A 23004-nucleotide genomic window follows, 5' to 3' on the forward strand; every position below is an offset into this window, starting at 1 on the left:
AAACACAAAAAGACCACCTGAATATCTATCAGATGGCCTTTTTGTGTTTATGAGGGATCGACGCATTTTGCTAGTGTTTCCTTAATAGAGGCAACCACATCATAATGTTTCACATTCAACGTAGGGAAGGTATCATTAGGATCTAGATACAAATCATATTCCTGCATCATCGCTGATTTTGTCGAATGAATACCATGTTCCAAACCAGCTTTTGCCGCTTCAGCATCAATACCTTCGTAAATGGCTTTGACATCATTATAAGAAACGACTGGGACTGCTGTATCTTGTCCTAAAGCGTCGACCATCATTTGATAAAATTCTTGATATTTCATATTGGTATCACCAATTGCATACGTGCTGCGGTGTGTCCCGTTTTCCATGGCACCAACGGCGGCCTCAGCAACTTGTTCAACAGTTACCATTGCAGTGCCGCCTTTTAGTGCTGGGAAAACATCTTGACCTTTGATTTGTTCTGTAAACATTTTCCATAGCGGTTCACGGCCTGGCATTGTACCGAAAATATAAGGCAGACGTAAAGAGGTTACAGTCATGCTGCCGTCACCTTCTGCAAAAGCTACTTGTTCTTGTAATAAGCGCATCATTGGGTAAGCCTCAAGTGTTAAATTTGATTCAGGCAAACGCTCAGCGAATTCAGCAAAGTAAGAGCCAAAAACAACAAAATCTTTCACACCAGCTTCTTTAGCCAAGTAAGCTAAACGTTGAGTAGGCAATACATTTGCTTCGTAGAAAAATTTAGACGCAGGTTTTTTCGGAACGACACGTTCGTCTGCTCCAGCTGCATAAATAAAACCAACACAACCTTCAAGCATGGCTAAGATTGCTTCATCTGTCATATCATTGATATTTCCCAGAGTGACTGAAACATCACTAGAAAATAAATCCTCAGCTGGCATTGGCGGTAAAGAAATCGTAGCGACTTCATAGCCTTTTTTCAATAATTCTTCCGTTGTATAATACCCTAAAAAACCAGTTCCACCTAACACAAAAACTTTTTTACTCATGAGTAAAACCTCCTAAAATCTATTTGTGATATGAATCACATGTACAACTATAGTATAATCGTAATGAAGAGGAAATGTTGGACGCGAGAAATACAATTCTTATCCTAAATGAACAAAGGAGTGGTGTTATGAAAGCAAGTCTTCCTTATACTGGAACTAGTTACTATGGTTTTGAATTAACAAAAGCTGATTTTATTGTAAGAAACGAACGGTACAAAACTGCAACGGCTAAGACGAGCCGTATGACTGTTCAATTTCTTTTTATAAAAAACGGTTCTGGAAAAGTTCAGATCAATAATCAAGAATACCTAGTGGAAAAGGGGAGTGTACTTTGGCTATTTTCATATCATGTGTATCATTTTGTTGAAATTTATGAAGAAATCCAAGCCATCACTTTTGACCTTTCTTTAAATGTTTTAATGTTGTCCTCCTTGACTACCCGTTCGGTTGAACAGCATATGAGTTTTTTTGAATATTGGGACACACCTGTTCTTAAATGTGAAGAGAAGGACTTTACGTATTTATTAACGATTTTTACCCATGGACTGCAAGAATATGAGCAACAAGAGCGACTCTACGATCTATCGTTGCTTGCGGATTTATATCAAGTAATTGTCTGGTTTGAACGAACGGCAAGACATCAATGGACTCGTGAAAAACCAATTCGTGAGATCAGCTCCAAAATTTTGTTATATGTTCATTTTCATTATAGAGAAGAGTTGCTACTCAACGAAATAGCGGATAAATTTAAAAGTACACCGCAAACGATCAATCGAGGACTAAAGAAATTAACGGGAAAAACATTTGTAGAAAATCTGATTGACGTTCGCATCAATAATGCTTTAGCAATGTTAAAGTTTGAGGAGCTAGATATCGCTTTTATTGCTGATTTTATCGGCTATCGGTCAGTTCCTAGTTTTAATAAACAATTTAAGGCTATGACAGGTTATTCACCTACAGAAGTTAGAAAAATTAGAGCAACTGATAAGAAAATGAATTCGTTTCGTTTTCAAAACAGTCTCCCCTTTGAAATCTATACGTATATTAATCAACACTATAGTGAACCAATTTCAATTCAAACCGCAGCTAAATATTTTTATTCTAGCCCAACTAAAATCGATCAAATCGTCTTGGATGAGTTTTCAATGACCTTTAATGCGTTGGTAGAATATAATCGAATGTTATTTGCCCGTTCTCTTTTATTGAGCTCATCTAAAAAGATCAGTGAGATCGCTGAAGCCTGTGGCTATCAGTCGATTCGCACCTTCAACCGGAATTTTTTAACTTTTTGGGGCAATACGCCGAAAAAATATAAAGAACTGCTGACTAATAAATAGAAGAAAAAGACAGAATAACTAGTTTCTAAAAATCAACTACTTACTCTGTCTTTTTCACATTAAATGAACGAATTTATTTTCCGTTCCAACCTTTTAGGAAGCCTTTGGCAATTTGGTCGGAGTGTTCAAAGGCTTGTTTGGCAAGATAACCACCGATAGGAATTAATAAAGCTGCTGGCCCAATGCCACCTTTAATATCTTTTAGTTTTTTTTCTGAAATCACTTTTTTCAAAATAATCATTCCTTTCAAATTATCCTTTGATTGCTCCATAGATTCCTTTTGCAGTACAAACAGGATTCGCAAAATTTAAAGAAGATAATGAACATTTCGTATAGGCTCCTAGGCCAACGCCATAACGTTCCCAAAAACCATCATTACTTCCACCACAAATCTTTTTTAATTCTTGCTCGTTCAATTCTTTTTTGATCATTTTCTTACCTCTTTCTTTCATTTTTTATTTTTACTTCCTCTCCAATAAAAGTAGAGAGTCAAAGTTAAAACGATTATTGTAATTCCGATAAAATTCGTTAATAAAAAGCTATCGATTCTAAAATAAATCGATACTGTATCATTAATCCAATCCGCAATAATGTAACTGATTATGACACTTATTGTTTTTTCAGTAATAGAAGCTATGTCAATTCCTTTTTCAACTATTTTTATTATCCTGATCCTTTCGTTAGAAGTCTTTTTCAATTGTTTTGTTCTCCTTTCGACGATCGTTGATTCTTCATACTGGTACGGCCCTTTTTTTTGCGAGACCTTGCTACATACTTGATTATATAGTGGCTTATTTAATTTGTGTTAAAAAGATCCTGAATACTGTTGATTTCATTCTTGAATGAGCTAAATAGCACTTTTCATTCATTCGAGAACGATTTAACCGTGGTTCAGGAAGTTTTTTTATGTTATATAGAAATTGTGTCATACTAAATTTAGTAAATTCATATAGGGAGGGAAAACAAATGGATATCAAAAAAATTAAGAATGTAAAAAAATGTTCCGATAAACAATTATTGGTTGTAAGAGGAGGAACTAATTTATATAATGGAAAACCAATTTCTAATGTTGCACAGTGTGTGTTTTCTTTTTTCAAGAAATGTTAAATAGTGATTCTTTTTGATATAATTTAATCAGGAGGGGATCACTTGATTAATATTAATACAAAAGCTTACATATTAAGGATGATTGTGGATCTTTTTTATTTATACGGGTTACTTTTTTATATTAATAAAAATGACTACACTAAGAAAAAATTAGCGATCATCTTTATTTTCCTACCAATAACCTTTATTTTCCAATTATTTAGTGGTCTGGCAGATATGATTCCTATTTTGAGCAGTTATTTTTTATTAAAAAGAAACGGGAAATTTAATCATATTCTTTTAAACAAGCTTACTTTATGTATGCTTATAAATGACGTTTCATCAATCGTAAGCTCAATTATTATGTATTTTGGGTTTTCACATGGTGGAATAAAAGGGTACACGTATATTTTTATTCAATTGATTTTGAAATTGTTTCTACTATCACTTTTTATCATGTTATACAAAAAATTACATGTTAACTCAGTAATTGAGCATTATAGCTCCGAATTAACATCAGTTCTGATGATTTATCTATTTGCAGTTTCTTTACTTGTCTCATATGCGGCTCATTATTATGAGGCATTTGATCAATTTATTATGGGAGTGACGGGTTTCATTATTGTTCAAACTATATTTGTTATCTTATTTTTTATCCGAATCACATTAAGGCAAAAAGAGAAATACGAACAACAATTAGAAAAACAAGAATTGATTAATTTAAAAAATTATACAGACCAATTAGAACAGAATCAAGAACAATTATCAAAATTCAAACATGACTATAAAAATATTTTACTAAGTCTAAAAGAGGCTTCAGCGAATAGTGAAAATCAGGTGTTCTTTGAGCAAGTGCAAGAGTTGGAAAACTATTCGAATCATTACATTTCAACATCGGATTTGAACTACGGTCACTGCCAAAATATTAAAAATATGTATTTGAAAAGTCTGATTATCTCTAAGTTTCATGAAGCAAAGAAACAACAAGTTTACTTTAAATTTGAGTGCTATGAAGTAGTCGAAAAAATTCCGATGCCGATTTTTGATTGTATTCGTGTTTTAGGTATTGTTCTTGATAATGCAATCGAAGCGACAAGTGAAAATGAAGAACGTACAATATCGTTTATGATTCATCAAGATAATTATCAACTGGAATTTTATATTGAAAATTCTTTTCAAGATCTAGATATTCCTCTAAACTCTCTACTAAAAAAAGGCTTTACAACTAAAGGAAATCATCAAGGTTTAGGATTGAGTACAATTAAGGATATAAACAAAAAGAATAAGAATATGTTTGTTCAATACCAAAAAGATCAATATAAATTTTCCACTCAGATCATCTTGATTTGGGAGTAAGGGAGGCAGTATGAGTTATCCGATTATTATTTGTGAAGATCAAATTATCCAATTAAATCAAATTGAGACTATTATTCAGAATTTTATTCTCTTTCATAATAATCTTTTTCAAATTACCTTAAAAACACAGAGTCCAGAAGAAGTAAAAAAATACCTGCATAAATTTAAACCAAAGCAGGGAATTTATTTTCTGGATATTGATTTAAATCATAAAATGAATGGGATCGAACTTGCAGAGGAGATACGATCACATGATGTACAGGCAAAGATTATTTTTATTACAACTCACGATGAAATGATTCCTTTAACGATAAAACGTCGGATAGAAACATTGGGTTTTGTGGTAAAGGATCAATCATTAGAAAGTTACCGAGCCGAAATCGTAGAGTTGTTAGCTCTTGCCCAGCACAGAATTGACTCTTTGAAAATAGAGCAAAATAATGCGTTTGTTTTTTCGATTGGTTCACAAACGTTTCTACTTGATCTACAAGAAATATACTTACTAGAACCTTCAGCGCTACCTCATAGAGTGACACTTTACACAAAAAACGGTCAATATGAATTTTATGGGAAATTAACAGATATAGAAAAGAAATACCCGGTATTATTTAAAATCAATCGTTCTTGTTTGATTAATCCTAAAAACGTTAGAGAAATAGAGTTCAAAAAACGTTTGATTTATTTTAATGCAGAATTAACAAGGACATTTGCTATTGGAAAAACCAATAGGATTAAAGAACGGTTTCAAAAAATTCTTAACTAATTTTTGGAAAGGATATCAAATAATATATGAAACCATTTCCTTATATTCAACAACAAGATGAAAAAGATTGTGGTGTGGCTTGTCTAGCCATGATTCTAAACTATTATAAAACAGAAATCCCTATCCATAAATTACGAGAATTATCAGGGACCGATTTGGAAGGAACTTCTGCCTTTGGCTTAAAAAAAACATTGGAAAATTTAGATTTTGAGTGTTTAGCTATTCAAGCAGATAATGAAATTTGGCAGGAAAAAGAATTGCCATTTCCCTTAATTGCTCATGTGTTAGTCGACAATAGTTTTATGCATTATGTCGTTGTGTACGATAAAAAAGGAGCCTCGTTATCACTTGCAGATCCAGCCAAAGGAAAAGTAAAAAAGTCAATTGAAGCATTTTCAGCAGAATGGACAGGTATTTTGATCTTACCTACACCAAAGAAATCCTATCGACCGATTAAGGAAAAAGTTAATGGATTAAGTTCGTTTTTACCAATAATTTGGCAACAGAAAAAATTGGTTTTTCATATTGTATTAGCCTCATTTTTTATTACTTTATTTGGCATTGGAAGTTCCTATTATTTTCAGGGTCTCCTAGATTATTTTATTCCATATCAAGCACATTCGGCGCTTAATATTGTGTCTAGTGGATTGATTATTGTCTATCTTTTTCGGGTGTTTTTTGAATATAGTCGCAGTTATTTATTAATTATATTAGGGCAACGAATGAGTATTGCAATTATGTTGACTTACTTTAAACATGTGTTAACACTCCCAATGACTTTTTTTGCAACACGTAAATCAGGAGAGATTATCTCTCGTTTTTTAGATGCGAATAAGATTATTGATGCTCTTGCTAGCGCCACACTTTCTGTTTTTTTAGATATTGGAATGGTGCTATTAGTGGGAATTACCTTAGCCATTCAAAATAGCACACTCTTTTTAATCACACTGGCATCATTACCATTTTACCTCATAGCAATTTTAGCATTTGTTAAAAGCTACGAAAAAGCGAATCAAGAAGAAATGACTGCTGGAGCTACGCTAAACGCCAATATTATCGAAAGTTTGAAAGGGATAGAAACAATTAAAGCTTATAGTGGAGAAAATCAGGTGTATGATCGCGTTGATAGAGAATTTATCAAACTTATGAAAAAATCATTTCAGACTGTAACCTTGGATAATGTACAACAAGGAATAAAACATACCATTCAATTGATCAGTAGTGCTTTGATTCTGTGGCTAGGTTCATATTTTGTGATGGATGGAACCATTAGCTTAGGTCAATTAATTGCATATAACGCATTACTTGTGTTTTTTACGGATCCTTTACAAAATATCATAAACCTTCAAGTAAAAATGCAAACAGCTCAAGTGGCCAATAAACGACTAAATGAAATTTTTGACATTGAACCTGAACAAGTGAATACCTCAATAGAAAAAACTATTTCTGTAGAAAACTTTCAGCAAGGCATTTCTTTAGAGCGGGTTTCATTCTCCTATCATATGAAAGCACCTACGCTAAATGCGATTTCCTGTTGGATTCCTGCTCATAGTAAAGTTGCATTAGTAGGCGTTAGCGGGTCGGGAAAATCTACTTTAGCAAAATTACTAGTAAATTTTTATTCTCCTTCAGAAGGAACAATCAGTTATGGACAGGTAAACCATCTAGATATTGAATACAAACAGCTAAGAGAAAATGTGACGTATATCCCGCAAGACTCTTTTTTTTTCAGTGGAACAATTTTAGAGAACTTGACTTTTGGTTTATCTATAATACCAAGTTTTGAACGTATTTTAGAAGTTTGTAAAGCTGTCCAATTAAATGAATTTATTAACCAGCAACCTTTGCGCTTGGAAACAGTTTTGGAAGAAGGTGGGGTGAATCTTTCGGGCGGACAACGTCAGCGTCTAGCTATTGCTCGAGCGTTATTAAAAGATGCAGACATTCTGATTTTAGACGAAGCAACCAGTGGATTAGATACTATATTAGAACATAAAATTTTAGAGTATTTACTACAACTTGAGAATAAGACACTTCTTTTTATCGCTCACCATCTATCAATTGCGAAAGAATGTGATCAAATTCTTGTTCTTCATGAAGGACAATTAGTTGAGCAAGGAACTCATGATAAATTACGATTTAACCAAGGAATTTACCAGCAGTTGTGGGAAATATAGTAAAAGGAGGATTGACAATGGCAAAGAATGATTGGCTTGACCACTCCAGTATTTATAGTCAACAACACAATACCTTTTATCGTTGGATAGTGTATCCAGTTATCATCCTATTTTTGTTGTTAGGACTCTTTTTATTTTTCGCCAAAAAAGAAGTAGTCATACAAACGACAGCACAGTTGATTGGCACAGAAACAGAGAAAGTCCAGGTTCCTATAGATGCTAAAATACTAGAAAATAAGTTACATGAAAACCAACGAGTACAAAGAGGTGATTCTTTAATAATTTTTGATACAGAAGTGTTGTCGAATGAACAAAAACTGCTTGAACAAGAAAATAAAACAATTGAAAAGCAAAAGAAAGCAGCTCAAACGTTTATTGATAGTTTAACTCAAGAGCGTGATCTTTTTGAAAGCGAAGATATATATGGTTACAGTAATCAATTGAAAAGCTTAGTAGCAGAAAATGAATCCAATGAGTATATGTCCAAACAAAGTATAGAAATAACTAAAAAGAATCTTGAGATGTATCAGAAAAACAAAGAGCAGATGTCTCAACAGCTGAATGAAAGACAAAGCCAAAAGAATGAATGGGAGCAAGTTCGTTCTGCGTGGAATAATAATCAGCAAGAAGTCCAAGGTTTTGCTACAGAAATCATGGCTAAATATCAATTCTGGCAATCTCAGTTATCAAATACTTCAGAAGAACTAAATAATCAAGTACGGACAACTGTCTTAGTTGAAATCGAAGAGCAGATTGCACAACTAAATAAGGAAATAGAGCAAGTACAAGGAGAACTAGCTAAACTGGTTATACCAGCTAACTCTGATAATGAAGTCAATAGTTATCATAAAAAAGCCAAACAAAAGATAGAACAGACGGTAGCAACTACCAGACAAAGTTTGCTTGAATTAACGAATACTCAACAGAAAAATACGACTGCACTCAAGACGCTGAATGAACAAATCGAACAAGGTACACTAAGGGCTTCGATCGATGGAAGGGTTCACTTAACTGAACAAGTAAGTGGGCAAAAAGTTGTTCAACAAGGAACGCTTTTAGCGGAGATTTATCCAATCTTGCAGGACGATTATATGATGTTCACTGCACTATTGCCTACAAATGAAATTAATCGTATAGAAAAAGGAATGAATGTTCACTTCAAATTAGATAAGAACAGAGAAACAACAACGGTTGATGGCATTTTAACAGAAATTTCAGAAACAAGTACGACAAGTGAACAAGGAACTTTTTTTACCATTAAAGGAGAATTACGATTGCCAAGAAAATTCAAAAATCGGTATGGGCTCACAGGAGAGCTATCTCTCATTGTTGGGACTAAGACATATTGGCAACAAATTAAAGAGATCCTATTAAACAAAGAATAAACTACAACTTTTTCAAACTAAACAGAAATTTTTCTGAAAATCAAGACGATTTCATTTGAAAAACACTAAAAGAACAGGTATAATTAGTTCATCAATGATAATTGGTGAAGGATATTGATCTGTCACCACTATTATTTCATGAGGGAGTAACTGGCGGCGCTAGCTGCGGCAACATCACCAACTCCGAAAGAAATTTCTGGTGTTGTCTTAAACGGTGAGACTTATGTATGTTCTATTTAGCATACAGAGGTCTATTTTTTTTCGTTTTTGCTGCGAACCAATGAGTTCAAAAACGTGTTCGTTTCGCTATAATGAAGTAAAATAGATTAAAGTAGCTGTAAATTATGAGGAGGATATCATGTCAGAAGAGAAAAAGGTTCAACTATCTGAAGCATTTTACACGCAGTCAGATGAAGAGGTCTTACAAAAGTTTGATACGACAGTCGAAGGACTAACAGATCAAGAAGCCAAAAAAAGGTTAGAGAGTTACGGCGCCAATGCACTCGATGAAGGGAAAAAGAAATCAATTGTTGTAAAATTCTTTGAACAGTTTAAAGATTTTATGATCATTGTATTGCTATTTGCGGCTGTGATTTCCGCGGTCTTCTCAGGTGATTTTGTTGATTCATTCATCATCTTACTTGTGGTCATCTTAAATGCGATCTTTGGTGTGATCCAAGAAGCTAAAGCAGAGCAAGCAATCGAAGCGTTGAAAGAGATGTCTTCACCCAATGCCAATATTCGTCGTGATGGTCATGTGATCACGGTTAAAAGTGACGAATTAGTACCAGGCGATATCGTCTTATTAGAAGCAGGAGACGTTGTTCCAGCAGACTTACGTTTATTGGAAGCAGCCAGCTTGAAAATTGAAGAAGCTGCCTTGACTGGTGAATCTGTACCGGTTGAAAAAGAAGCGACTATTTTAGAAGGTACTGCATCTGATATTGGGATCGGTGACCGAATCAATATGGCTTATTCAAGCAGTAACGTCACTTATGGCCGCGGAATCGGTGTGGTTGTCGGCACAGGAATGAACACAGAAGTCGGTAAAATCGCCGGCATGTTAGCTAACGAAAAAGAAACAGAAACACCATTAAAACAAAATTTAAACCAATTAGGTAAGATGCTGACGATTGCTATCTTAATAATTGCAGCGATTATGTTCGTTGTCGGTATGATGAACGGTCGTACATGGATCGACATGTTATTAACGTCTATCTCATTAGCCGTTGCAGCAATTCCAGAAGGATTACCTGCAATCGTAACGATTATTTTAGCGCTAGGTACACAAAAAATGGCGAAGAAAAATGCCATTGTCCGCAAACTACCTGCTGTTGAAACATTAGGTAGCACAGACATTATCTGTTCAGATAAAACTGGGACGTTAACATTAAACCAAATGACGGTTGAAGCTCTTTATACAGATAATGAAGTAAAACCTGCAACAGAGGCTGTTGCGATGAATAACATGGCATTAAAAATCATGAATTATACAAACGATACAAAAATCGCGCAAGATGGTTCATTGATCGGTGATCCAACAGAAACAGCACTTGTTCAATACGGTTTAGATCACGACTTCAACGTAACTGAAAAAGTGGCAGCTGAACCTCGTGTGGCTGAGATTCCATTTGATTCAGATCGTAAATTGATGACAACTGTTCATCAATTAGCAGATGGTAAATTCTTAGTTGCCGTCAAAGGTGCACCAGATGAATTATTAAAACGCTGTAAACAAGTTTTATTAAATGGTCAAACACCAGCAATGGATGACAAACAACGTCAAGAAATTTTAACGACGAACACAAAATTAGCAAAACAAGCCTTACGTGTCTTAGGAATGGCCTACAAAATCGTAGATGCAGTGCCAGCTGAAATGGATTCTGATTTAGTCGAAAAAGACTTAGTATTTGCAGGACTTGTCGGCATGATCGATCCAGAACGTAAAGAAGCAGCCGAAGCTGTGAAAGTGGCCAAAGAAGCGGGCATTCGTCCAATCATGATCACAGGTGACCACAGAGATACAGCAGAAGCAATCGCAGCGCGTCTTGGCATCATCAAAGAAGGCGACGACGCTGCCGTGATTACAGGTGCTGAACTAAACGAATTATCTGACGAAGCATTTGCTAAAGTCGTTGAACATTATTCCGTTTATGCTCGTGTTTCACCTGAACATAAAGTACGTATCGTTAAAGCGTGGCAGCAAGAAGGTAAAGTTGTTGCGATGACAGGTGATGGCGTCAATGATGCGCCAGCATTGAAAGCAGCTGACATCGGTATTGGTATGGGAATCACTGGGACAGAAGTATCAAAAGGTGCCTCTGATATGGTCTTAGCAGATGATAACTTCTCAACAATTATCGTAGCCGTTGAAGAAGGCCGTAAAGTCTTCTCAAATATCCAAAAAACGATTCAATATCTACTTTCTGCCAACTTAGGAGAAGTCTTAACACTATTTATCGCAACAATGTTAGCGTGGGATACATTACTACCAGTTCACTTATTGTGGATCAACTTAGTAACGGATACCTTCCCTGCAATTGCTTTAGGTGTAGAGCCTGCCGAACGTGACGTCATGAGCCATGCTCCTCGTGGGAAGAAATCAAACTTCTTTTCTGGTGGTGTCTTGAGCAGTGTGATCTACCAAGGGATCACACAAGGTGCGTTGACGCTGATCGTATATAAAATGGCGATCGAATTCCCAGCTCATACAGCAGCAAATATGCCAAACTTATCTGCAACAGCCTTGTATGATTTACAACACGGTGACGCCTTGACAATGGCATTTGCCACATTAGGATTGATTCAATTGTTCCACGCGTTTAATGTGAAATCTATTTACCAATCAATCTTTAAAGTGGGCTTGTTCAGAAACAAATCATTCAACTGGGCTATCTTAGTATCGTTCTTGTTACTAGCAGCAACGATTCTAATTCCAGGATTCAATGACTTGTTCAGCGTAACGTCATTAGATGCTTACCAATGGGCAATCGTTGCTGGAACGTCATTTGCGATTATCCCAATCGTTGAAATTGTAAAATTTGTTCAACGTAGAATGGGAAAAAGTTAATAACAAATCGAAAAAAATGAATAGACTTATAAATAAGTTTAAAGTCAACTAAATACGAAGACCAAAAATCATGAAAAAGATTTTTGGTCTTTGTATTTTTTTTAATTAAATCAATGTAAAAAGACTCTCAAACTATTTCGATTTAGTTTTACTGAAAAGAGAAAAAGGGATTAAACTTATTTTAGAGACTTTTATTTTTTTTTCAAAAAAAAACAGCTCTTATTTTTGAATAATAAAAAAAAAGTGACTGCTTTTTTGCTGTATATTATCTACTATCAAAGAGTAAACAGGAAACTTTGATGAACAGTTGTCACTCGCTAAGGTAGGAAAGGAAGAAAAGAATTATGAGCATAAACGTATAAAGAAACGGTGAATTATCTTTTAGAGGGACGAAAATCGATAGAGTTCCAAACTTTTACAAAAAAGCTATCATAAGTATATGATTGTCTAAAAATCGATTTTCATGAGACAATCAATACATATTAAATTTAAGGAGTGATTGGATATGTCAGAAGAAAAAAAACTTGAACCTTACAGACACACCGATGGGAAAGGGTGGATTGATCATGGACCTAGAAATACTAGTCGTGATGAAAAAAATCCAGATATTCTAGTGCCACCTACTACTGACCACGGAACGATGGCGAATTTAAGATTTAGTTATTCTGATTCACATCAACGCTTAGAAGAAGGCGGATGGACAAGAGAAATCACAAACCGTGATTTTCCCATTTCACAAGATGTTGCTGGCGTAGACATGAGCTTAGAACCCGGTGCTTATCGAGAAATGCATTGGCATAAGGAAGCTGAATGGGGCTTGATGCTCTATGGAAACGCTCGTGTGACGGGTATTGATGAATACGGACGCTCCTTCATTGATGACATTAAAGCCGGAGATTTATGGAACTTTGAAGCGGGAGTTCCTCACTCTATTCAAGCGTTAGACGAAGGCTGTGAATTTTTATTAGTTTTCAGTGAAGCTGATTTTTCTGAAAACAACACATTCTTATTATCGGATTGGTTGGCACATACACCACCTGAAGTGGTTGCCGCAAACTTTAAAAAATCAACAGAGGAAATTGAAAGTTTCCCTGCTAAAGAAAAATATATTTTTAAAGCAAATATTCCTGGTTCTATTGAAGAAGTCGAACGCCCAAATGTGAATGGGAAAGTTCCATCGCCATTTACATTTCATATGGATACAATTAAACCGATTGAATCAGAAGCTGGTCGTGTACGAATCGTCGATCAAAACGTTTTTCCTGTAGCGAAAACAATTTCGGCTGCTTTTGTGGAAGTAGAGCCAGGTGGAATGCGCGAACTTCACTGGCATCCTAAAGCTGCAGAATGGCAATACTACATTCAAGGGAAAGCTCGCATGACAGTTTTTAACTCTGCTGGTGTTTCTAGAACGTTTGATTTCCAAGCAGGAGACGTAGGTGTCGTTCCAATCGTAGCTGGACACTACGTACAAAATATTGGTGATGAACCCTTGATTTTTGTAGAAGTCTTCAAGCATGGTGAGTATTCTGATATTTCATTAAATAAATGGTTAGGCTCTTCCCCATCGCAAATGGTAGCGGATCATTTAAACGTTACGAAACAATTTGCGGAGTCACTACCAAATCCAGAAAAGCCACAACCTGTTGTTTGGTTTAAAAAACCAGAATAGTTTTTGTTTCAATGCCTAGAAAATAAATAGGAAAATTTTCTAGGCTTTTTACTATCAAAAATTGGAGGAATAGAGAGTGAATAATCGTAAAGTACCGACTTATCCTGTAATGGAACTACCTTGGATTGCTTTTTTTCTAGCGATTGCGGCTGGCTCAATGGACGGGTATACCTACTTTGTAGGAAAAGCATTTAGCACAGTACAATCAGGAAATATCATTTTATTAGGACAAACAATTGCAACAAAAGACTGGCAGCATTTAGCTACAGTGGCACTAACCATCTTATGTTTTGGATTAGGTGCGATGACCACAGGAATTATTGAAGTATTGGGCATTAAAATGAAGAAAATCTGGGCATTTGAAATTTTACTTATAGAAGCAGTCGTTTTAGTTGGCTTAGGTTTTTCATCAATTAATAGTGTTTTTACCATCCTACAGATATGTATGCTTGTTTCTTTTCTAGCTGGAATGCAAGGGAATGCTTTTCATAAAATAGATGGCATGCTTTATGGAAATGTTGCCGTGACATTAGTGGTACAATTAGCTTTCAATTATATTATTCAAGCTTTTACCGGAGCAAAAGATGCATGGAAAAATAGTTGGTTATATTTTTCTGTATTAATTGGTTTTGCAGGTGGCGGACTAATTGGGACTATTTTGACAAAAGCTTATGGTGAAAAATCTTTATGGTTTACAGCAATTGTTTTAGTAGGAATTGCCTTCTATTCAAAAATGATCAAAGTAGAGGAAAAAGCGATTAAAGTTGATCCTGTTTAGTAGTAAATAAATAGTGAAGTCGAATAAGTTTTCAAAGACTCGACAGTAACGAACTATAGAGAAAGATTCAGTCGCGCAGAAAGCGAAATAGTTCAATGAGTGTTTCTTTTCTGCGTTATTCGAGGATTGGTAAATGGGAAAATCGGTGTAATTATTTAAGGACGTGAATGGATGAATAAAAACAAAGAAACCTATGATGGGGTACGCTATAATCGAAGCGCTCTTATGGTTGTTATTCTACTGGGCGCATTTTGTATTATTATGAATCAGACGCTGTTGATCACAGCCTACCCAACGATTATGAAAGACCTGAATATAAGTTTAAGCACCGTTCAATGGTTAACAACGTTGTTTCTCTTAGTTTCAGGTATTACTATTCCTTTGTCTGCTTATTTAATGAAGCAAATCCAGTCTAAATATTTATTTTTAACTGCCTTGAATTTATTTTTAATTGGCGTGCTTATTTGTTATTTCGGTCCAACATTCAAGTATTTGCTTTTTGGACGATTATTACAGGGAATTGCTTCTGGAATTATGCTTCCTTTGATTCAGACGATTGTATTAACGCTGTTCCAAAAAAACGAACGTGGAACTGCTATGGGGTTTGTTGGTTTAGTAGTTGCGTTAGCTCCCGCGATAGGGCCAACGCTATCTGGATATATTATTACCTATTTCAACTGGAAAACATTATTTCTTATTACAATACCGTTGATCCTTCTATCAGAAATAGGGGCTTTACTGTTTTTTAAAGTCAGCATACCCTTAAAACAGAGTAAGTTAGACATTCCTTCTGTGTTTTTATCGATCATTGGATTTGGTAGTTTGTTATACAGTATTAGTTTAGCTAGTACTAAAGGCTGGTTGTCTAAGGAAGTAATTGTTCTTTTTTTTATAGGATGTACTGTGCTTATTTCTTTCATTGTACGAGAGTTGAAAATTTCAAATCCTCTATTGAACTTAAAAGTGTTTAGCTACTCAACTTTTTCAGTTTCTGTGTTTCTAAGTGCCATTTCTTATATAGCCTTGCTTGGGTTTGAATCTATTTTACCAGACTATATTCAAAAGGTTCATCTAGAAAGTCCAATTGATTCGGGGTTGATTTTATTACCTGGAAGCATCGTGATGGGATTAATGAATCCAGTTACAGGAAAATTATTTGATCGATTTGGTGGACGTTTTTTAATCCCGATTGGTTTGACGTTATTGTCTTTAGGGACATTTCCATTTCTATTTATCACTGAGACAACGCCAATTCTTCTCATAGCTATTTTCTATGCTATCCGTTTATTGGGGATATCTATGGTCTTGATGCCAGTGACAACAACAGGAATGAATGCTTTACCCAATGATATGATCAGTAACGGGACCGCAACGAATAATACATTAAGGCAAATTGCTAGCTCCTTTGGGACTGCTGTATTAGTTACGTTTCTATCTAGTCATGCCCAAGCTACTCCTACACAATCATTGGCAATTGGAAGTTCCACACTTGCTATAAAAGAATCATTGGAGGTTGCCGATTATCGTCATGCGTTTGCGATGGCTTTTGTTTTTTGTATCGTTGCTTTAGTTAGTTCCTTAATTATTTTTCGTAAAAAAGGATCGAATACTAAAAAGAGAGAAAAGAAAGAATAATCATTTGAATTATTTATAGACGTTTATAAGGAAGTGATAATCCCCACTCTTTCAAAAATACATTACCGGTTAAACAGATATCTAGTGAAAAAATTAAGTTTTTTTATAGAAATACGTATTGCTTTTCTATCTACTCATTTGGGTGTATATTAAAAATTGAAAATAAAGTATATTTATTGATAGTGCGATGACTTCTACTAGGCAATAATTAAGTTAGCTATGTTTATGAAATACCTATAACGATAGGCTACTTAATAAAGAAAGTTTAGTAGAGTAAGTCATCGTTTCTATTTTTTAAACTCGATTACTGATAAAACAATTGAGAAATCAACTATGCAAAGAGTGGGAATAGATGTTAGAAAAGTATTTAGAAAAAAATATTTATAGAAAAATTGTTCTTCTTGAAGCACTATACAAATATGAAAAAATTGACATTACGCATTACATAGAAATATTCGAAGCATTTCCAACAACAGTACAAAATGATTTGGAAGATTTGGTTCAGACCTTAGATATATACATATTAAGTTATGAGAAACAAAAAAAATACTTTTATGTAGAATTTAATAAAGATATTCCATTATTTGAAATTCGCAAAATCATCTATCAGCAATCATTATTTCTAAAAACGTGTACAAAATTTTTGGAGCAACAGTTTAATTACTTAGATTTAGTAGAAGAAGAATTTATTTCAGTTAGTAAAGCTTATAATTTGAAGAAAAAAGCAGAAGCTTTTTTTTCTGCTTGTCATCTGGATTTCGAAAATGAACGGTTGAATAGTTCAGAATTTGAAACGAGGTTCTTATACTTATACTATCTAACAAAAATTGACATCAATTATGAAACAAATCAGACGATTGAATTTGAAGAAGCGTGCGAGGACATGCTCGATTTGATTGAACACGAGTTTTCAACCAGAGTTTATACGGAAGAAAGTCGTTATTTTATTTTACAAGGAATGAATATTGCCTATTCACGTCAAGACAAAGAAAAGCTTGAATTAGAAGAAAAGGTCATCGTCGATTTAAAAAAACGGCCCATTTTCAAGTTAGTCGAGCAAGCATGGAAAAGTTTGAATATGGAGCGGTTTTTACCAGAACATGAAATTGTTTATGTGGTGTCTCTTTTTAATTCTTGTGAGTATTCTTTTAGTCAATTAGAGAATTTATTTGAAGATCATGAGAAATTACGCAGTACGTTTTTAGTTGGTCGTCCAGATATTATTCGGTTAATTCAATATTTTGAAGAAGAATTTGATCAAATTTTATTAGGGGATTTTAGTTTTGAAGAAGGGATTATCCGTTTAACAAGGAATGCTTGGTATAATCATCAAGTTTTAGTCCACGGTTCTTTTTATACGCTGCATCCTAAAAATGAAGAGCTGTTTCAACGAATCGTTAAAGTTTTATTTAAATGGGGACAAGGAATTAAAAATCTTCTTGTAATTGATACAAATTTAATCTATCGTTTTATTGACGAAGCGGGCCCTATTTTAATGCAAGAAAAACTGCTCTTCCGTTTGAAAATCGTGACCGATTCTGATTCAAAATTTTTACTGTATCAAAGTAAATTCTCTGAATTCAATGTTTTTGATATAGTGGTAGAGAATAAATTTTACCGTTCCATATACGAAGTTGAAGGATATGACCAATCGATTCGTAATGAATATATCTTTTGTGAAGAGGCCCTGATTCCATCGGTGTTAGAAGATCATCCTCATATCATTCCAATCTCTGTAGATATGTTATTAGATCATTCTTTCTTGTTAGTGTGTATGAAGCCGTATCAACACTTTATGGAAGTTCATAATACTTCCTATATTAATGGGGTAAAGTGATAATACATTTTTACGTGTTAGTTGGTAAAAAGACGAAGAATGTTAAGGTAAAAGATGCAGCCTAAGTTTTATATGGTTTATGACAGATGAGAATCAAATCGATTCCGTGTGACGTCACCCTGTACCTGACTGAGTTTCTCAGCAATTCTAGCGAAGTTACTTCTGATTTCACTAGTAATTCGAATTCCTAGAGTAGGGGATGTGACTCGTAGTGTTATGTCTCAGATAAAAATAAACAGTAGATTACTTTTAAGTATCGATGGATCCTTGATGTTTGAAAAATAGTTTTTAAGGTCAAAACAAGTCAAAAAAGTGGACAAATTTTCATATTGCGGTATTATTATTATAGAGATTTAGCTTTAAAATATGGAGGTTAGTCGTGATGAACTATTTAGATGAAAATGAAGAAACAGAAGAAAAACAACAACCAAATGCGTTTATGAAAAAATTGTTTGAAGAGCGAACAATTTTGATTTACGGAGAAATCAATCAAGATTTAGCACGAGAAGTAACATCTCAATTATTGTTGCTAGCTGCAATGGGTGATGAGCCTATCAAAATCTTTATCAATAGCCAAGGCGGACATGTTGAAGCGGGAGATACGATTCATGACATGATCAAATTTGTAAAACCAGAAGTGATCGTGATCGGAACTGGTTGGGTTGCAAGTGCTGGTATTACGATTTACTTAGCCGCTGAAGCGAATAATCGTTATAGCTTACCAAATACTCGCTATATGATCCATCAGCCTGCTGGTGGCGTTCAAGGACAAAGCACAGAAATTCAAATCGAAGCGAAAGAAATCATTCGTATGCGCGAACGTGTGAACCGTTTGATAGCTGAAGCAACTGGACAAACATATGAAAAAATTGCCAAAGATACAGACCGTAATTTCTGGATGTCTGCTGATGAAGCAAAAGATTATGGCATGATTTCTAAAATCATCCAAACAAGTGATGAAATCAAATAAATAGTTGAAAAAGAGGCTGGGACAGAAGCGTTTAATCCCGAGAAATAAGAAGGAATTCACGGAAATTGCTCTTCAAATTTTTGTGAATTTCGGCTTATTTCCGAAGGGATTGCTTCTGCTCCCGCCGTTTATTCGTATTTAGGGTGTGAAACAAAAGTGTTTTTTACTTTTGTTCCACACCCTTTTATTTTTCTATTAATAAAAGGAAATAAGCATTTTACAGATTACTCTTGTCATCTACCTATAAAAAAGTGTAAAATTGAGTGATTACTAAAAGAAAGTAGGAAAGATTGTGAAACCAAATTTAGGCTATTATGTGCAAAACATCAATGATATTGTTAAAGAAACAGAAGAAGTCGGCGAAAAAATGAACGACTATTACGAAGAAGTTCGTAAAGCAATCGATGAAGAAAAAACAGCTGATTTATCTCCAGAAAGAATTGCAGAAATCCAACGCATCTTCCAAGATGGTACCAAAGAATATACGATCATGTTGGAAAAAGTTACACAATTACGCCCACCAGCACGCGTAATGGGAATCCACAAAAAATTTGAACGTTCGTACATTGAATACTTGGCTGGATGTAACGAAATGATTTTATCTTTAGATCCTGAAAAAGGGATAGATATCGATTTATTCAATCATTCAGAAGAAAAACAAGATAAAGCAACAGATGATATTTCATTTGCTATTACGCGAATGAGCAATCTTTTGTTGAAAAAATAAAAAAATAAATGAAAAATTGACAAAAAATAGCGGTAATTAATTTCTTTTTAATGTTATTTTTAGTAGACAAAAGAAAATATGTGTTGTATTATATATTCATACCAACAACAACCTTTTTATTTTTCATTTTACTCTTATTGAGTAATACTCCTTTTCCATCGGCCTTTTCAGCCGGTGGTTTTTTCTTTTCCTTGAATTTTATTAAATGTTTAATATTTGTTTATTATGTGTTTTTTTATGAAGTGAGTTATATTATTTGGAACAGTTAAACAAAAAAAGGCTAAAACAAATTATAGAAGAATTTGTTTTAGTCCTTTAAACTATACTGCGTTGATCTACCTTAATTTTCTACATTACGAACATAATCATCAAAATACTGAACCAAATCAGATTTGATCTTTTGATAATCAGCTTCTGTGTATTCACGCTCTTCAATCGTTCCATTAAAAAATGGAATCTCCAACTCTTCACGCAGTCGATCTACAACTTCGCTTTGATCCATTTGGGCACCTTCTTTACCTATTATCTACTCTATTATAAAACATTAAAATCATTCGTCAACTGCTCAAAAGAATCTTTCATCGCAGATAACTTACTATAGAGTAGAGTGCTATCATTATCTTCAAGGAAGAAGACTTGCTTCAACTCAAAATAAAAATCTTCAAAAGCGTCAAAAAAGGGCTGAACTTCTGATTTGGCTAGTTCACTGTTGCTGAAATAAAAAACGCGCACACTATGATAATAAGTGAAGACCTCATTGATATTCAAAAGAATCCGAGTATCTTCTGGACGTGGACGGCTAGTAACTAAATCGTATAAAGATAGGCTTTTTGTATGGATCTCAGATAAATAAGATAAAAGTAAATCCACTTTTTCATTGCTTGCTGACATTAAATCGACCTCCAATTTCCCTAATTATAATAAAAAATAGAAAGAAAGAGAAACAGGACACTCAATTTAAAAGAAAAATTTATAAAAAATGAAAATAGCAGAAAAAAGTTGACAAATAAATGAGAATGTTCTAATATTGATTTTAATAAAAAAAACTCATTGAAAAGAAGAGTACACAAGCTGACATTTATCACCAGTGAATAAATGATTCACTGGTATCAGAGAGCTTTCGTTTGGTGTAAGAAAGCAATGATCCCTTGTCGAAAATGATCTTGGAGAGGAAAAATCATTGCGATTTTTACGGCAGCTACCGTTAACAAGGCACCAAATCAAGAAGTTATTCTGCGTTTGGGTTGAGATGGATTTAATTTCCAATAAAGGTGGTACCGCGACAGTCGCCCTTTACTAGTCTAAAGCTAGTAGGGGGCGGCTTTTTTGTTTCATTTAAATTACTTTCCAATGAGAATAAATAGAGGAAGAGGTGGTCATTATGCAAGAAGGTGACATGTGGTGTAAAAAGGGAAATAGCATAAATATAATTAAAAATAGAAAAGGAATGAAGCATAATGACAAACTCTAACTATCAATTTGAAACGATCCAAATCCATGGTGGGCACACACCAGACAAAGAAACTAATTCAAGAGCGGTACCGATTTATCAAACAACCTCTTACACGTTTGACGATACACAAGATGCAGCTGAAAAATTTGCTTTATCTAAGGTCGGTAATATCTATACACGAATTACGAATCCAACAACAGCGGTCTTAGAAGATCGACTAAATGAACTAGAAGGAGGTGTTGGCGCAGTTGCAGTAGCTTCTGGAACAGCAGCCGTTACTTATGCCATCCAAAACTTAGCTAGCAGTGGAGATCATATTGTTTCGGCCTCTACTTTATATGGTGGTACATTCAATTTATTTGCTCATACGTTACCTGAGTTTGGCATTACCACAACGTTTATTGATCCAGATCGCTTAGCCAATTTTGAAGAAGCAATCAAAGAAAATACGAAAGCGATATTTGTGGAAACAATCGGCAATCCGATTACAAATGTTGCAGATTTAGAAGGGATTGCAGAAATTGCCCATAAACACGAGCTCCCGTTGATCGTTGACAACACTTTTGCGACAGCCTATTTAAATCGTCCTTTTGATTTTGGTGCTGACATTGTTGTTTATTCTGCAACAAAATTTATTGGTGGTCACGGTGTTGCACTAGGTGGAGTAATCATCGATTCAGGTAAGTTTAACTGGGCTAATGGCAAGTTTCCAAAATTAGTTGATCCAGATCCAAGTTACCACGGACTTTCGTACACCAAAGATGTGGGAGCAGCAGCTTATATCACACGTTTAAGAGTCTCGTTATTACGAGATACAGGAGCGGCTATTTCACCATTCAACAGTTTCTTGCTGATTTTAGGTTTAGAAACACTGTCTTTACGTTTAGAACGCCATGTAGCCAATGCCCAAACTGTTGCAGAGTTTTTGAGCAAACATCCTAAAGTTGCATGGGTCAATTATCCAGGCTTATCAGATAATAAGTATCATGAACTAGCAGAAAAATATTTACCTAAAGGTGCAGGCTCGGTCTTTACTTTTGGGGTTAAAGGTGGAGCGGAAGCAGGGAAAAACTTGATCAATCATGTCAAACTATTTTCACTATTAGCCAATGTTGGAGATGCCAAATCATTGATTATCCATCCTGCTTCAACGACTCATTCCCAACTAAGTGAGGATGAATTAAAAGCCTCAGGAACTTCACCGGAATTGATTCGTTTATCAATCGGAATCGAAAATATTGAAGATATTATTCGCGATTTGGAACAAGCACTGGATAAGTTATAAGCATAAAAAAGAAAGCTGAGAAAAGAAACCAGACTTTTTCTCAGCTTTTCTTAAAAAAATTCTCATAAAGTTATTGACTTTAATTGAAAACTTCTGTATCTTTAACACTATAGTTTGAATTATTCAAAAATTCTGACAATAAAGGATGTTGAAAATGATGAACAAACAGACAACGACAATTACATTCTTATTATTAATAAAGGACTCATCACACTGATCTCTAGAAACCAGCTGCAGCACAGCTTTTTCTTATCAGACGTTGAGAGTCCTGTTTTCGCATTGCATGAACGGGATGACAAAACATCCCATATTCGTGGGATGTTTTTTTATTGCAAATCACAGCGACTGCTTGCAGAGCTGATGATGCGCAATACTTGGCGAGCGAAGCGAGAGAAGTTTCCTTCGTTTTACCTAACCACAAAAAAATGAAGAACACTATTCACTCAATTCA

20 protein-coding genes and 1 other annotated feature are annotated in these 23004 nt (G+C 34.6%); of the genes, 14 read left to right on the forward strand and 6 right to left on the reverse strand.

Annotated features, from left to right (window positions below; all coding sequences use genetic code 11):
• Positions 1 to 47: 47 nt before the first annotated feature.
• The gene (locus ATZ35_RS10600) at positions 48 to 1022 is read right to left on the reverse strand and encodes an NAD-dependent epimerase/dehydratase family protein (RefSeq protein ID WP_069639540.1); all 975 of its coding nucleotides are present in this window, start codon (positions 1020 to 1022) and stop codon (positions 48 to 50) included.
• Between the two features lie 128 nt (positions 1023 to 1150).
• On the opposite strand from ATZ35_RS10600, the gene ATZ35_RS10605 reads away from it, so the two are divergent.
• Complete coding sequence (locus ATZ35_RS10605; RefSeq protein ID WP_069639539.1) at positions 1151 to 2359, forward strand: helix-turn-helix transcriptional regulator; 1209 nt, start codon at positions 1151 to 1153, stop codon at positions 2357 to 2359.
• Positions 2360 to 2432: 73 nt separating this feature from the next.
• On the opposite strand, the gene ATZ35_RS10610 is transcribed toward ATZ35_RS10605, so the two are convergent.
• Genes ATZ35_RS10610 through ATZ35_RS10620 form a run of 3 tightly spaced genes read right to left on the reverse strand, consistent with a single transcriptional unit; the run spans position 2433 to position 3056 of the window.
• Complete coding sequence (locus ATZ35_RS10610) at positions 2433 to 2591, reverse strand: bacteriocin (protein WP_069639589.1); 159 nt, start codon at positions 2589 to 2591, stop codon at positions 2433 to 2435.
• A 19-nt stretch (positions 2592 to 2610) separates the two neighbouring features.
• A complete protein-coding gene (locus ATZ35_RS10615) occupies positions 2611 to 2790 on the reverse strand; it encodes a hypothetical protein (RefSeq protein ID WP_069639588.1) in 180 nt (59 codons plus the stop codon).
• Between the two features lie 17 nt (positions 2791 to 2807).
• Entirely contained in the window at positions 2808 to 3056 is a 249-nt protein-coding gene (locus ATZ35_RS10620) for a hypothetical protein (RefSeq protein WP_069639538.1), read from the reverse strand.
• Positions 3057 to 3325: 269 nt separating this feature from the next.
• Here ATZ35_RS10620 and ATZ35_RS10625 point away from each other — a divergent pair, with 269 nt between their 5' ends.
• The 12 genes from ATZ35_RS10625 (at position 3326) to ATZ35_RS10680 (ending at position 19815) form a co-directional block, all read left to right on the forward strand.
• Entirely contained in the window at positions 3326 to 3466 is a 141-nt protein-coding gene (locus tag ATZ35_RS10625) for an EntF family bacteriocin induction factor (protein WP_157804658.1), read from the forward strand.
• A 42-nt stretch (positions 3467 to 3508) separates the two neighbouring features.
• Positions 3509 to 4801, forward strand: coding sequence for a sensor histidine kinase (locus ATZ35_RS10630; RefSeq protein WP_069639537.1), 1293 nt, complete (start codon positions 3509 to 3511; stop codon positions 4799 to 4801).
• Between the two features lie 10 nt (positions 4802 to 4811).
• Positions 4812 to 5564: a response regulator transcription factor gene (locus tag ATZ35_RS10635; protein ID WP_069639536.1), complete on the forward strand. Its 753-nt coding sequence runs from the start codon at positions 4812 to 4814 to the stop codon at positions 5562 to 5564.
• Between the two features lie 26 nt (positions 5565 to 5590).
• Entirely contained in the window at positions 5591 to 7741 is a 2151-nt protein-coding gene (locus ATZ35_RS10640; RefSeq protein ID WP_069639535.1) for a peptide cleavage/export ABC transporter, read from the forward strand.
• 17 nt (positions 7742 to 7758) lie between these two features.
• Complete coding sequence (locus ATZ35_RS10645; protein ID WP_069639534.1) at positions 7759 to 9126, forward strand: bacteriocin secretion accessory protein; 1368 nt, start codon at positions 7759 to 7761, stop codon at positions 9124 to 9126.
• A 358-nt stretch (positions 9127 to 9484) separates the two neighbouring features.
• On the forward strand, positions 9485 to 12196 hold the full coding sequence (locus ATZ35_RS10650) for a cation-translocating P-type ATPase (RefSeq protein ID WP_208927217.1): 2712 nt from the start codon (positions 9485 to 9487) through the stop codon (positions 12194 to 12196).
• 505 nt (positions 12197 to 12701) lie between these two features.
• Positions 12702 to 13868, forward strand: coding sequence for an oxalate decarboxylase family bicupin (locus ATZ35_RS10655; RefSeq protein ID WP_208927218.1), 1167 nt, complete (start codon positions 12702 to 12704; stop codon positions 13866 to 13868).
• Positions 13869 to 13944: 76 nt separating this feature from the next.
• The gene (locus tag ATZ35_RS10660) at positions 13945 to 14646 is read left to right on the forward strand and encodes a YoaK family protein (RefSeq protein ID WP_069655236.1); all 702 of its coding nucleotides are present in this window, start codon (positions 13945 to 13947) and stop codon (positions 14644 to 14646) included.
• Positions 14647 to 14817: 171 nt separating this feature from the next.
• A complete protein-coding gene (locus ATZ35_RS10665; protein WP_208927219.1) occupies positions 14818 to 16281 on the forward strand; it encodes an MDR family MFS transporter in 1464 nt (487 codons plus the stop codon).
• Between the two features lie 352 nt (positions 16282 to 16633).
• Entirely contained in the window at positions 16634 to 18118 is a 1485-nt protein-coding gene (locus ATZ35_RS10670) for a BglG family transcription antiterminator (protein WP_069655238.1), read from the forward strand.
• Positions 18119 to 18500: 382 nt separating this feature from the next.
• Positions 18501 to 19088: an ATP-dependent Clp protease proteolytic subunit gene (locus tag ATZ35_RS10675; RefSeq protein ID WP_208927220.1), complete on the forward strand. Its 588-nt coding sequence runs from the start codon at positions 18501 to 18503 to the stop codon at positions 19086 to 19088.
• A gap of 292 nt (positions 19089 to 19380) precedes the next feature.
• A complete protein-coding gene (locus ATZ35_RS10680) occupies positions 19381 to 19815 on the forward strand; it encodes a hypothetical protein (protein ID WP_086444805.1) in 435 nt (144 codons plus the stop codon).
• Positions 19816 to 20155: 340 nt separating this feature from the next.
• On the opposite strand, the gene ATZ35_RS10685 is transcribed toward ATZ35_RS10680, so the two are convergent.
• Positions 20156 to 20317 carry a hypothetical protein gene (locus tag ATZ35_RS10685; RefSeq protein ID WP_086280894.1) on the reverse strand — a complete coding sequence of 54 codons (162 nt, stop codon included), beginning with the start codon at positions 20315 to 20317 and terminating at the stop codon, positions 20156 to 20158.
• Between the two features lie 32 nt (positions 20318 to 20349).
• Positions 20350 to 20706: a hypothetical protein gene (locus tag ATZ35_RS10690; protein WP_208927221.1), complete on the reverse strand. Its 357-nt coding sequence runs from the start codon at positions 20704 to 20706 to the stop codon at positions 20350 to 20352.
• A 150-nt stretch (positions 20707 to 20856) separates the two neighbouring features.
• Positions 20857 to 21112: a binding site (T-box leader), on the forward strand.
• Positions 21113 to 21272: 160 nt separating this feature from the next.
• On the opposite strand from ATZ35_RS10690, the gene ATZ35_RS10695 reads away from it, so the two are divergent.
• Positions 21273 to 22553, forward strand: coding sequence for an O-acetylhomoserine aminocarboxypropyltransferase/cysteine synthase family protein (locus tag ATZ35_RS10695; protein WP_208927222.1), 1281 nt, complete (start codon positions 21273 to 21275; stop codon positions 22551 to 22553).
• The last annotated feature ends 451 nt before the right edge of the window (positions 22554 to 23004 follow it).

Source organism: Enterococcus rotai, assembly GCF_001465345.1.
In the GTDB taxonomy this organism is placed as follows: domain Bacteria; phylum Bacillota; class Bacilli; order Lactobacillales; family Enterococcaceae; genus Enterococcus_L; species Enterococcus_L rotai.